Source organism: Ralstonia mannitolilytica, assembly GCF_000954135.1.
Taxonomy (GTDB): Bacteria; Pseudomonadota; Gammaproteobacteria; order Burkholderiales; family Burkholderiaceae; genus Ralstonia; species Ralstonia mannitolilytica.
Window position 1 is genome coordinate 540,663 of the sequence record NZ_CP010799.1, and the last position, 12,548, is coordinate 553,210.

12 protein-coding genes are annotated in these 12,548 nt (G+C 63.8%); 7 read left to right on the forward strand and 5 right to left on the reverse strand.

The window, feature by feature from the left end:
• Positions 1-128 precede the first annotated feature (128 nt).
• From TK49_RS02645 to TK49_RS02660, 4 genes are all read right to left on the reverse strand, one after another.
• Entirely contained in the window at positions 129-1,142 is a 1,014-nt protein-coding gene (locus tag TK49_RS02645; RefSeq protein WP_052698584.1) for a fimbrial protein, read from the reverse strand.
• 110 nt (positions 1,143-1,252) lie between these two features.
• A complete protein-coding gene (locus TK49_RS02650; RefSeq protein WP_157773976.1) occupies positions 1,253-2,176 on the reverse strand; it encodes a fimbrial protein in 924 nt (307 codons plus the stop codon).
• Positions 2,177-2,486: 310 nt separating this feature from the next.
• Complete coding sequence (locus tag TK49_RS02655; RefSeq protein WP_045785324.1) at positions 2,487-3,290, reverse strand: tetratricopeptide repeat protein; 804 nt, start codon at positions 3,288-3,290, stop codon at positions 2,487-2,489.
• Positions 3,291-3,305: 15 nt separating this feature from the next.
• Entirely contained in the window at positions 3,306-5,372 is a 2,067-nt protein-coding gene (locus TK49_RS02660) for a bifunctional 2',3'-cyclic-nucleotide 2'-phosphodiesterase/3'-nucleotidase (protein WP_045787709.1), read from the reverse strand.
• Positions 5,373-5,681: 309 nt separating this feature from the next.
• Between TK49_RS02660 and minC the strand changes: the two genes are divergently transcribed.
• The 7 genes from minC to ppk2 all read left to right on the forward strand — a co-directional run bounded on the left by minC (position 5,682) and on the right by ppk2 (position 12,174).
• The gene (gene minC / locus TK49_RS02665; protein ID WP_045785325.1) at positions 5,682-6,440 is read left to right on the forward strand and encodes a septum site-determining protein MinC; all 759 of its coding nucleotides are present in this window, start codon (positions 5,682-5,684) and stop codon (positions 6,438-6,440) included.
• A 31-nt stretch (positions 6,441-6,471) separates the two neighbouring features.
• Positions 6,472-7,290: a septum site-determining protein MinD gene (gene minD / locus TK49_RS02670; protein WP_045785326.1), complete on the forward strand. Its 819-nt coding sequence runs from the start codon at positions 6,472-6,474 to the stop codon at positions 7,288-7,290.
• Between the two features lie 14 nt (positions 7,291-7,304).
• Positions 7,305-7,559, forward strand: coding sequence for a cell division topological specificity factor MinE (minE, locus tag TK49_RS02675; protein WP_024977189.1), 255 nt, complete (start codon positions 7,305-7,307; stop codon positions 7,557-7,559).
• A 13-nt stretch (positions 7,560-7,572) separates the two neighbouring features.
• The gene (locus tag TK49_RS02680; RefSeq protein ID WP_045785327.1) at positions 7,573-8,970 is read left to right on the forward strand and encodes a CoA transferase; all 1,398 of its coding nucleotides are present in this window, start codon (positions 7,573-7,575) and stop codon (positions 8,968-8,970) included.
• A 60-nt stretch (positions 8,971-9,030) separates the two neighbouring features.
• Positions 9,031-9,888 (forward strand): 23S rRNA (adenine(2030)-N(6))-methyltransferase RlmJ, encoded by an 858-nt coding sequence (locus TK49_RS02685; RefSeq protein WP_045785328.1) that lies wholly within the window; start codon positions 9,031-9,033, stop codon positions 9,886-9,888.
• 566 nt (positions 9,889-10,454) lie between these two features.
• Positions 10,455-11,147, forward strand: coding sequence for an Imm52 family immunity protein (locus tag TK49_RS23945; protein WP_082076274.1), 693 nt, complete (start codon positions 10,455-10,457; stop codon positions 11,145-11,147).
• 124 nt (positions 11,148-11,271) lie between these two features.
• Positions 11,272-12,174: a polyphosphate kinase 2 gene (ppk2, locus tag TK49_RS02695; RefSeq protein WP_045785330.1), complete on the forward strand. Its 903-nt coding sequence runs from the start codon at positions 11,272-11,274 to the stop codon at positions 12,172-12,174.
• A gap of 33 nt (positions 12,175-12,207) precedes the next feature.
• Here ppk2 and TK49_RS02700 read toward each other — a convergent pair whose 3' ends face one another.
• Positions 12,208-12,495, reverse strand: coding sequence for an acylphosphatase (locus TK49_RS02700; protein WP_045785331.1), 288 nt, complete (start codon positions 12,493-12,495; stop codon positions 12,208-12,210).
• Positions 12,496-12,548 lie beyond the last annotated feature (53 nt).

The window sequence follows — 12,548 nt, forward strand, 5'->3', positions numbered from 1 at the left end:
GAAGTGTCACCTCCGGTACATCGGGGTGACCGGCTGTGAGCGGGAGAGCGTTGCGAAGGGACGCGCCGCCGCCTGGAACGGCGGCGCGAGCAGGGGGTGGCAGGCTTTATCGAGACCGCAAGTGCGAACTACCGGTATGTCAGCGTGAACGTCGCACTGCCGTTGGCGACGCCCGCCCTAACGCTGCCAGCGATCTGCACGTAGCGCGCCTTCAGGGGAATCGAGTAGTTGCCCTCTGCATCGGTGACCTGCCACAGGAACCGCTTGGCGAGCTGGACCGGCTTGTCGTCGTAGAGCAACTGGATGGCCACGCCGGTGGCTGCCGTTGAACCCTCGTTGACCTTCAGCATGCCCTGCGTGGCGTCATGTGCCGCCCCGTCCAGTTGCACGTTGATGCTTGTACCTTTTGCGCAGTTCAGCGGAATGCTGAAGGCCTGCGTCCTCGAGGGCGGCGAAGTCCCCGGCCCTTTGAACTCACTGACGGGCACATCGCCGAGTTTCACCGGAATCAACGTGTTCTTCACCGTGCATGACATGGCACCGACCTTGAATGTGCCGATATAGATGGGGAACTCATATGGCCAGAAGTCTTGGTTTCGCAGGATGAAACCACCCGCCTGCATTATCGGCACCGACCCAGCGCCGGTGCTTTCGGCTGTCTTGTAGAAGCGGATCAGCGCTTGGCCTTGTCTTGGAAGCGCGCTGAACGGTCCTCCGTTCGCTGTGCAGTAAATGTACTGGTTCGGGGTCTCCGGGTTGGATCCGTCAATCCAGTGCGTTATGTTGGCGCATGGTCCCCATCCGCTATCCGGTGCTGACTTTATGCCAACCGCATAACCGATTCCCTCAACGTTCGTCTTGTAGATGCGCTTGCCATCGAAGTCTGCAACGTGTGTCCCAACCGCCCTGATGCCGACCTGCTGCGTAAGGATCCGGGGCTCCGTGTTCTTGCACCTGAAGGTCGACACCACCCCCGTTGCCACCTCGGCAATGACCGAGCCCACGGGCAGATCACGCGGAATGGTCAAGTCGTTCGGTTGAACCGTGATGCCGTTATTCTCTGTATAGCAGATGTAAGCAAATGCCTCCTGTGTCGCGATCAACATGAGCCCCGTCGCAAACCCGACGTACATCGCACGCATGTCCAGATACCTCCAGTTTTTTTGAAAAGCGTCATCTGAACACACCCACTGTCGGTTTTTGCTAGGACTAATCTGATACCGCGCGCTTTCACGTACGCGGCGAAGCGGCTTTACTGATACGTGAGCGTAAAAGTCGCACTGCCGTTGGCAGCGCCGGGCGTGATGCTGCTGTCCGTCTGTACGTAGCGGGCCTTGAGCGGAATGGCGTACGTGCCGTCTTCACTGGCGGTCTGCCATTTGAAGCTTTTCGCCAGCTCGACGGGCTGGTCGTCATACAGCAATTGAATGGCGACGCCCTTTGCTGGGTTCGTAGCTTCGTCCAGTTTCAACATGCCCTTCGTCGCGTCATACACCGTGCCATCGAGCTTCAGGTTGATGCTGGCACCCTGGGAACACGTGAGCGGAATGTCGAACGCCTTCGTCCGGGCGCTGTCGGGCCAGGTACCCACACCCTTGAATGCGCCAACCGGCACGTCGCCCATCTTCACGTTGATCGCGGTGCTGCCCAGCGTGCAAGACACCGAGCTGACGTCAAACGCGCTGATGCTAATCTTCGCTTCAGGTTGGAACCACGTACTTAGATTGTTCTTCAAAATGAAAGAACCCACCTGCCTGGCTGTAATGGTGCCCGTACCCGTTGTCGCGGCCGTCTTGTAAAAGCGGATGGTCGCTTTGGCTGTCATCGGCTGAACGCCGAACATGCCGTTCACTTTGCAATAGACGTTGTGGTCGACGTTGGTTGTTTCAATTCCGTCGACCCAGTAAGTCTTACCGACACACTGACTGGTTGGCGTTCCGGCAACGGCGTAGCCAATGCCTTCAATATTGGTGCTGTAGACGCGCTTACCATCGAAGTCGCCCACGTAGGTGCCAAAGGCTTTGACGCCGGTCTCCTGAAAGCTCAATCGGGGCTCGCTATTCGTGCATCTGAAGGTGCTTTTGACGTCCGACACAACTTCAGCAATGACGGAACCCACAGGCAAATCGCGCTGGACTGCCATGGCCTTGGGTTGAAGCAGTGTGTCGCTGGTCACCGTTTCGCAGCTGTAGGCAAAGGCACTCTTTGCCCCAATGCACAGCAGACCCGCTGCGAGTCTTGCGCACCATACGCGCATGTTTTTGCTCCCTGGTTATCATCGGGGCAACATAAAAACACATGCGTCAAACTCTGTGATTAGGAATCGTCTCATTCTGCAGCCTCCTGAGATGCAGACGTGGCGCTGCGTTACCACCGGCTGTCCAGCGTCGTGCAAACACGTCGTAATAGGACGAACACGATCCATCGCCATGCCAGCGAGGATCGTGTCGAGCCGGGAGGAACAGGAAGGCGGAGGACGGTAGCGCTTACGGCGCGAGCGCCGGATGCTTCAGCGCATGCGCCGTTTCGATCCACTGCTGGTGGTAAGCAGCGTCGTCCCGTTTGAGGCCGAGCTCGCCGTTCTGGTAGGCCATTGCCAGCGCCTGCACCGCTTCGGGCAATTCGTGTTCGGCCGCCTCCTGGTACAGCGCCAGGGCGCGCGCTTCGTCACGCGGCACGCCCTCGCCTTCGCGATACGCATTGGCCAGCATGAACATGGCCGATGGAACGCCCTGGTGCGCCGCGCGATCGAACCAGCGCGCGGCCTGTGCGGGGTCGACGGGCGTGCCGTAACCACTGCGGTGCATCAGGCCCAGGTAATACGCGGCCGCCGCATCGCCTTTGTCCGCGGACTGGCGCAGTAACTGCAGCGCACGCGGATAGTCGCGCGCCACGCCGCCCGTGCCGAGCAACAGCGCCTTGCCGAGCGACAGTTGCGCGCGCATGTCGCTCGGCGCGGCAGCCTCGAGCCAGCGCATGCCTTCGTTGCGCAGGGTGCCGTCGTGCGCGTTGAGGAGTGCTTCGCCCAACGCCGATTGCGCCGGCACCGAGCCGCTGCGTGCCTGTTGACGCAACCGCTGCAGCGCCTCGGGCGCCATTGCCTGCACGACCATCGCGCGCCACGCTTCGAGCTGCGCAGCATCGACGTCGGGCGGGCGGCGCGTGTGCGACAGCCAGCCGCCCGCGGCCACGATCACCGCCAGCGCGGCAGCCACCGTCAGCATCGGCACCGATTGCCTCGGCGACCCGATGGCCGGCGCACCGGCCCACGCAGAACGAAGAGAAGGCATGGCCGGGGCTCCTGCTTACTGCGTCAGGTCGATCTGGTACACCGCCAGGCCCTTGCCCGAGCCGTCATCGGCCGCCACCTGCGTGACGTTCGTGATGCCCGCAGCCGTGGCATCGGCAATCCGGTTGGGTGCCGACGTGAACTGCACCTGCGCCACCGAGCTCGCCAGCTTCGTGAAGCGCCAGCTGCGCTGCGAGCCATTGGTGGCGCGCTTCACGCTGCCGATCTTCTTGATGTAGCTGATCAGCACATCGCGGTTGGCATCCGGCGACGCATAGATTGTCTTGCTGCCGTCCAGGCCCGGGAAGTTGCCGCCGCCGCTGGCGCGGTAGTTGTTGGTGGCGACGATGAACTGGCCGGCCGGGTCGATGGCCGCGCCCTTGTACTGCAGGTTCTTGATGCGGCTGCCCACGGGCTGCGTCACGTCGATTTCATACGTCAGGTCCGGCGTGGTGAACATGTCGAAGTTGTAACCCGGGAACGTGCTCACCAGCTTCTGCACCGTCGCGCTGTTGGGGTCGATGGTGTTGAAGCGTTTTGCGGCGGTTTCGAGCCAGTTCTTGATGTCGGCACCGCTCACCTTCACGGCGTAGACCGTGTTCGGATACAGGTACAGGTCGGCCGCGTTGTTGATCGCCAGCGGGCCGGCCGCCACATCGGTGAAATCGGTCGCGCCACCAAAGCCGCTCTTGAACGGCGCGCTCACCGACAGCACCGGCAGCGACGCATACTGCGGCAGGTTCGCCTGGATGTAGTTCGACACGTAATCGGCCTGCGCCTGGTTGACGATCTCGATCGCGCCCGGGTCGCCCACGTCGGCAAAGAACGTGCTCATGTGGAAGTCCGTGCTGCCCACCGGCGTCTTCACGTAGTTGATCGTCGCCTGGTGCTCGGCGGCGATGGCGGCGGAGACCGTGGGGTCGGCGGCCACATACGTCTTGTCGGCGTTCTGGATCGAGCGCGCTTCGACCGTGGTCTGCGTCTTGTCCACGTTCCAGGTCTTGCCGTCAAACGTCAGGCCGAGCTTGATGACGCCCAGGTGCTTGCCCCAGTAGTTCGCCATCACGGTCGGCACGCCGTTGACCGTGCCCTTGACCTTGTCCACGCCGGGCAGGTTGAACTGGCTCACCGTGCTGTTGGCATCGGGGAAGAGCTGGTGCGAGTGGCCGATCAGCATGGCATCGATGCCCGGCACGGTGGAGAGCCACCAGCTGCCGTTTTCCATCGTCGGCGAATACGTCGAGTTGTCGAGCCCGCCGTGCGAAATCGCCACCACGAGGTCAGCGCCCTTCGCACGCATTTCCGGGATGTACTTGGCCGCCGTTTCCTTGATGCCGACGGTGTAGACCTTGCCGTCGAGCCAGCGCTTGTCCCAGCTCGTGATGGTGGGCGGCGTAAAGCTGATGATGCCGACCTTGACCGGCGCGCTGACCGTGCTGCCGTCCGGCGCCGTGGCCGTGACTGTCTTGGTGATGATCGTGTACGGCTGGAACAGCGGCGCGTTGGTCTTCGCGCTCATCACGTTGGCCAGCACCTGCGGGAAGGCCGGGCCCGCGCATTTCTTCTGCAATGCCGGATCGGGCAGGCCGTCCACGTTGAACGTGTTGCCCGTGACCTGCGACAGATACGGCAGGCCGTAGTTGAACTCGTGGTTGCCGATGCCGCCGCCGTCGTACTTGGCCGCGTTCATCACCTTGTAGATCGCCAGCGTCTGGTCGCACGTGACGGGGCTGACCATGGCCTGGTAGTCCGACAGCGCGGTGCCCTGGATGGTGTCGCCGTTGTCCAGCAGCAGCGTGTTGGGGAATTGAGCACGCGCCTGGTTGATGAGGGTGGAAACACGTTCGAAGCCGAACGAATTGTCGGCGGCCAGCTTGAAGTAGTCGTACGACAGCACGTTGGTGTGCAAGTCGGTGGTCTCCAGCACGGCCAGCGTGGCCTTGGTGCCGGCGGGTGCGGCCGTCGCGGCCGGCGTGCTAGCCCCGCTGGACGGGCTATCGTCACTGCCGCCGCAGGCAGCCAGTGACAGCGACAAAAACGCGGCAAGCGGCAACGCCGCCGAACACAACGGTCGGACTCGCATGAACTTCTCCCTGAAGATCTTCTTGTGGTCTGCGAACGGCAAACTGCGGACTACGAACTGCCGAGCGTGTGCGCGATCGTTTGCGCAGCACGAAAGAACTGCGGGCTGGGCCGGGGCTCAGAAGCGGGGAGTATCGGAAGCGCGCATGACGGTGCCGTGACCATCGGATGACATTTGCGCGCGGGGCGGCCTGGCCGAAAAGGGCACCGGCCGGCGCTCTCGGCCAGACGGGGGATCGGCGGGGGCAAAAAATCCTGGACGTTTCGTCAACAACGTTAGAATGAGCCCATTTTTCCGCGTAGCCGTTCTATGTCTCAAAAGAAAGCGCCGCTGTTCGAGATCCGCAGCGGCACCGTCGATGCCCTGCTGCTGTCGCCGCGCACCGCCGACATGGACGCCCTGGCCGCCGAACTCACGCGACGCTTTGCCGACACGCCGGAGTTCTTCTCCAACGACGTGATCGCCATCGACGTGCGCCGCCTTGCCGAAGACGAGCGCCTGCCCATCGACCGTCTGGTCGAGACCCTGGCAGGGTTGCACGCCCGCGCGATCGGCGTGGTGGCCAGTCCCGAGCAGGCCGAGTGGGCACAGGGTTTTGGCCTGCCGCTGCTCGACAGCCACGGCCGTCGCCCGCGCGGCGAGAAAGACGCCAAGGACCCCGAGCACGCCCAGGCGTCCGATACCGCCGCGCCCGCCCCTTCTGCACCACCCGCCGAAGCCGTGGCCATGCAGCCCGGCACCATGATCGTCGACCGCCCGCTGCGCTCCGGCCAGCGCATCTATGCGCGCGGCGACCTCGTCGTGCTGGATCTGGTGAGCGACGGCGCCGAGGTGATCGCCGAGGGCAACATCTACGTGTATGCCACGCTGCGCGGCCGTGCGCTGGCGGGCGTGAAGGGCAATCTGGACGCGCGCATCTTCTGCACGTGCCTGGAGCCCCAACTGATTTCCATCGCCGGCATCTACCGCACCGGCGAAACCCCGTGGCCCGACGCCTATGCCAGCAAGCCTGCGCAGGTCCGGCTCGCGGACAACACGCTGGTTTTCGAACCGTTGCGGATGAAGTAACCGAGCGATTTAACTTACAGATATACGAGCCATGACCAAGATCATCGTAGTCACCTCCGGCAAGGGCGGCGTCGGCAAGACGACCACCAGTGCGGCATTTTCTGCCGGCCTTGCGCTGCGCGGCCACAAGACCGCCGTCATCGACTTCGACGTCGGCCTGCGCAACCTCGACCTCATCATGGGCTGCGAGCGCCGCGTGGTGTATGACCTGATCAACGTGATCCACGGTGAGGCCAACCTGAACCAGGCCCTCATCAAGGACAAGAAGTGCGAAAACCTCTTCATCCTTCCCGCCTCGCAGACGCGCGACAAGGATGCGCTCACGCGTGAAGGCGTCGAGAAGGTGATCGAAGGCCTGAAGGAAATGGGCTTCGAATACATCGTCTGCGATTCGCCGGCCGGTATCGAGTCGGGCGCGCTGATGGCGATGTACTTTGCCGACGAGGCCATCGTGGTGACGAACCCGGAAGTCTCTTCGGTGCGCGACTCCGACCGCATCCTGGGCATCCTGTCGTCCAAGTCGCGCCGCGCGGTGGAAGGCAAGGAGCCGATCAAGGAACACCTGCTGCTCACGCGCTACAACCCGAAGCGCGTGTCCGAAGGCGAGATGCTGTCGCTCACCGACATCCAGGAAATCCTGCGCATCAAGCTGATCGGCGTGATTCCGGAATCGGAGGCCGTGCTGCAGGCGTCCAACCAGGGCCTGCCTGCCATCCACCTCGAAGGCACGGACGTCGCCAACGCCTATCACGATGTGATCGACCGCTTCCTCGGCAAGGAGAAGGAGCTGCGCTACGTCGAATACAACAAGCCGGGCTTCCTGCAGCGCCTGTTCGGCGGCGGAAAATAAGGAGACGCACATCCATGTCGATTCTGTCTTTCCTGCTGGGCGAGAAGAAGAAGACTGCAACCGTCGCCAAGGAACGCCTGCAGATCATCCTCGCCCACGAACGCACCGCCAGCGGTGCGCCCGCCGACTACCTGCCCGCCTTGCAACGCGAGCTGGTGGCCGTGATCTCGAAGTACGTGAAGATCGGCAACGACGACATCAAGGTCAACCTCGAGCGCCAGGACAACCTGGAAGTGCTCGAGGTGAAGATCGAGATTCCGCAGGCCTGATCTTCAGGACACCGTGCAACCCGTGACAGCCGCCGATGCGCTTGCCCAGCTGTGGGCGGCGCTCGGTCAGCCGGCGCAGGCGTTGTCGCGGGTCAGCCTGACGGGCGCCGAGCCCGCGCTCCCCTCATCCTTTGCGGTCGGCACGCTCGCGCAGAGCACCATCGCGGCCGCCGCCCTGGCCGCCGCGCACGTCGATACGCTGCGCACCGGGCGCGAGCAGACGGTGTCGGTCGACATGCACCACGCCGCGCTGGAGTTCCGCTCCGAGCGCTACTTCCGCGTCGACGGCCAATTGCCGCCCGAGCCATGGGACAAGATCGCCGGACTCTACCGCTGCGGCGACGGGCGCTGGGTGCGCCTGCATACCAACTTCCCACATCACCGTGACGGCGTGCTCAAGCTGCTCGGCTGCGCGTATGACCGCGACGCCGTGGCCGCTGCATTGAGCCAATGGAAGGCCGAAGCGTTTGAAGACGCGGCGGCGCAGGCGGGCATGGTCGTCACCGCGGCGCGTACGTTTGAAGAGTGGGACGCGCACCCGCAAGGCATCGCCGTCGCCAGCCAGCCGCTGATGACAATCGAGCGCATCGGCGATGCGCCACCGCAGCCATTGCCCGCACATGCCCAGGGCCGACCGCTCTCGGGCGTGCGCGTGCTCGATCTCACGCGCGTGATTGCCGGGCCCGTCTGCGGGCGGACGCTCGCCGCGCATGGGGCCGATGTGCTGCTCGTCACGGGGCCGCATCTGCCCGCCATCCCTCCGCTGGTGATCGACACCGGGCGCGGCAAGCGCTCCGCGCAACTCGATTTGCGCGATGCAGCCGCTGCCCAGCAACTCCGCACGCTGCTGCGCGACGCCGATATCTTCGTGCAGGGCTATCGACCGGGCGGCCTGGCGGCGCTGCAGTTTGGTCCCGAGCAGGTTGCCGCACTGCGCCCCGGCATCGTCTACGTCAGCCTGTGTGCATACGGCTATGACGGCCCGTGGGCCAATCGCCGAGGCTTCGACTCGCTCGTGCAGACCGCCAGCGGTTTCAACTGGGCGGAAGCCCAGGCGGCGGGCGACGCCAGGCCGCGTGCATTGCCCGCGCAGGCACTGGACCACGGCGCCGGCTATCTGATGGCCGCCGGCGCGATGGCAGCGCTCGCGCGCCGCATGACCGAAGGGGGGAGCTGGCACGTGCGCGTGTCGCTCGCGCAGACGGCGCACTGGCTGCGCGGCTTCGGCCGCGTCTCCAACGGCTTTGACGCGGCCGACCCGCGCTACGAAGACATCGGCGCGTACCTCGAGACGACGCCGTCCGGCTTCGGCGCCCTCACGGCGTTGCGCCACGCGGGGCAGCTTTCCGACACGCCGCCGCACTGGGCGCTGCCCAGCGTCCCGCTGGGGACGCACCCGGCGCGGTGGTAGGATTCGCGCCTACCGTTTTCCCTGCCCGCGCCTGATACTCCGGGCGCACATGGCCCGCCGATGCTCAGTTACCGCCACGCCTTCCACGCCGGCAATCACGCCGATGTCCTCAAGCACGCTGTGCTTGTGCAGATGCTCGATTACCTCACGCAGAAGGACAAGCCGTTCTGGTACATCGACACGCATGCTGGTGCCGGCCTCTACGCGCTGGATCACGAATGGGCGCAGAAGAAGGCCGAATTCGATACCGGCATCGGCCCCTTGTGGCGCGCGGCCGAAGGCGGTGAAACGCTGCCGCCGTTGCTCGATGCGTACCTCGATCAGGTGCGCGAACTGAACCCGAACGGCGAACTCCGGCACTACCCCGGATCGCCGTGGCTGGCGTGGCAGATGCTGCGCGACGCCGATCGCCTGCGCCTGTTCGAGCTGCACAGCTCCGAAATCAAGGTGCTGTCCAACAACTTCCGCGGTGCAGGCCGCAAGGTCATGCTGTACGACGGCGACGGCTTTGCCGGCATCAAGGCGATCCTGCCGCCGCCGCCGCGCCGCGCGCTGGTGCTGATCGACCCGTCCTTCGAAGACAAGCACGACTACGCCCGCACCGTGCAGGCCGTGCAGGACAGCCTGCAGCGCTTTGCCACCGGCATGTATGCGATCTGGTATCCGCAGGTGCAGCGGCGTGAAGCGGCGCAGTTTCCGGCGCGCCTGAAGCAGTTGCGACTCACGGACTGGCTGCACGTCACGCTCACCGTCAGGCGCCCCGTCGAAGGCGGCCTGGGCCTGCACGGCAGCGGCATGTTCATCGTCAACCCGCCGTGGACGCTCAAGGCGCAACTGCAGGAAGCCCTGCCCACGCTGGTGCGCCTGCTCGGCCAGGACGACGGCGCCAAGTTCATGCTGGAAGGCGAATCCAGTTAAGCCTTTGGGCGGTGTGACGCCCCGCGTCCCTAGCCATCGTCAAGCGCCGTCTGCGCTGGTACGACGCCAGCGCAGTTCTCCAAATCCACCGCCACCCAGGGCGATGCGCGGGGCCGCCTGCGTGACCCCGCACACCACTGGAGCGCACCGTCCGCGTGGTTTGCGTCGCGTGAATCTCCCCACGCAACCGCACCATCCAGCGCCCTTCCGTTTTGCCGCCTGCTGCGTCTGGCTGCCACCTCGCGAATCTCTCAACTGACACGTCGCGCAAACTCGCTGGAGAAGACCCGCGTGGAGAGAACGACCTCACCATTGGCGAACGGGAGAACCCAAACGCCCTATCGCCACGTGTGGCCGCGTTTGCATCTGCCGGTGGCGGCGCGCTGTGACGCGCGCATTTCCGCGTGAATTGACAACGTTTGACGGAAAGCCGGCTGCATAAGACCTAACGTTGGATCCGGTAGCACCCGACAAAGACGTGGAAGATGCATTAAATAAGAACAGTGGTTCAAATGGATCATTCTAACGAGCGATGAACGATGAAATGAAATTCAAAAAATTACAGAGTGAGCTGTATCTGGGGGGCGCGCCTGCAAAGCGCTGGAGAGTGTGCCGCTCAGATAAAAGATTTTGTTGGGATTGTGCGGGAAATTCTTCCGGAATTTACCTGGTATTACGACGACTATCGATCGAGGTTCTTTGAATTTCCAGATGACATATCTGAGATTAATAAAAAAGTAATTTCTACGGTAAATGGAGATAGAAAAGGCGTTCCACTGGATAGAACTTATCCGGAGGTTGGTTTCAGCGCACTTTTATTCAGTTCGAAAAATAATTGTGCAGCAATTCATGCCGGGCTGGGACGTGCCGGCGAAGATGCTTCTAACAATGCGGAAGTCGATTTCCCCAACAAAGGCCCAATCGCCGAAACAATCCTCAACGCCTCCACGCTTGAACGACTGTTCGTCGCCTCCGTGAAGTGCTGGAAGCCGGATTGGGCCTGGATCGACCACACCGACATTAACGACACCGATTTTTCGGTGCCGCCGGTATATTGGTTCGTCTATGGCAACAAGCCAAAGGAGAGCGTGCCCTCGTTGCCGGCGCCTGTTGAGGTTCATGCGATTGATTCGCTGGGCACATACATCGTTACGACGCGCGAACTGTACGACCGCACGATTCCTGCGCATCGAGCCACAAGTGAAGCCGTAAAGCAGCGGCTGCGGGATGCGAACTGGCTGCCACCTCCAGCTGGCTGAGAGCCCACATGTCACTCCCCTGCCACATGCCCGTGCTACCTAGTCGGGCTTAGACTTGTACTGCGCGGTCCGTGCGCAGCGCCCCTCTCGGCACTCTCGGCAAGATCGGCAGGAGCAACACACCATGAGCGAACGCGACGCAGCGCGGCAGGCGCGCCTGCAGGAAGACCTCCTCGACACGCTGGACGAGGAGCTGGAGATGGAAATCGACGACCACCTGCTCGGCGGCGGCGAGGGCATCAGCGAGGAAGCGCGCGAAACGCGGCGCATGTACTTCCGCGAGCTGTTCCGCCTGCAGGGCGAACTCGTCAAGCTGCAGGACTGGGTGATCGAGACCGGCCACCGGCTCGTCGTGATCTTCGAGGGCCGCGACGCCGCCGGCAAGGGCGGCGCCATCAAGCGCATCACGCAGCGGCTGAACCCGCGCGTGTGCCGCGTGGCCGCGCTGCCGGCGCCCACCAACCGCGAACGCACGCAGTGGTATTTCCAGCGCTACGTAGCGCATCTGCCCGCCGCCGGCGAGATCGTCCTGTTCGATCGCAGCTGGTACAACCGCGCCGGCGTCGAACGCGTGATGGGCTTCTGCACCGACGAGGAATACGAAGAGTTCTTCCGCTCGGTGCCGGAGTTCGAAAAGATGCTCGTGCGCTCCGGCATCCAGATCGTCAAGTACTGGTTCTCCGTTACGGATGAAGAGCAGGAAGTGCGGTTCCAGAGCCGCATCGACGATCCGCTCAAGCAGTGGAAGCTGAGCCCGATGGACCTGGAGAGCCGCCGCCGCTGGGAAGCCTATACACAGGCCAAGGAGGCGATGCTCGAGCGCTCGCACATTCCGGAATCGCCGTGGTGGGTGGTGCTGGCCGACGACAAGAAGCGCGCGCGCCTGAACTGCATCCACCATCTGCTGGGCCAGGTGCCGTATCACCCCGTGCCGCATCCGGCGGTGGTGCTGCCCGAGCGGGTGTATCACGCGGAATACATCCGCCACCCCGTGCCGGAAGAGATGATCGTTCCGAACGTCTACTGACCCGCCGCCGGCCTGCCCCGCGGCCGGCGCCGCTCATAGGGTCGGACGCACCTCGAAGCCGGGCGGCAGGGTTTCGCCATGGGCGCTGGCCACCTCGACTTGCGTGACCTGCGCGGCGTCGGGCCCTTCCCACATCCATTCGCGCATGCGGAGCACGTTCGGCGCGGGGCCCGCCAGGAATGCCTCGACCGTCCCGTCTCGGCGGTTGCGCACCCAGCCGCGCAGGCCGAGCGCGCGGGCCCGCTCGGCGCAGGCCGCGCGATAGCCGACGCCCTGGACGCGGCCCTGTACGGTAACGATCACTTGCGCAATGGCGGACATGGAGGCTCTCCGGGGCAAAAACGCAGGCGATGTGTTGGGCGGAGCATGACAAG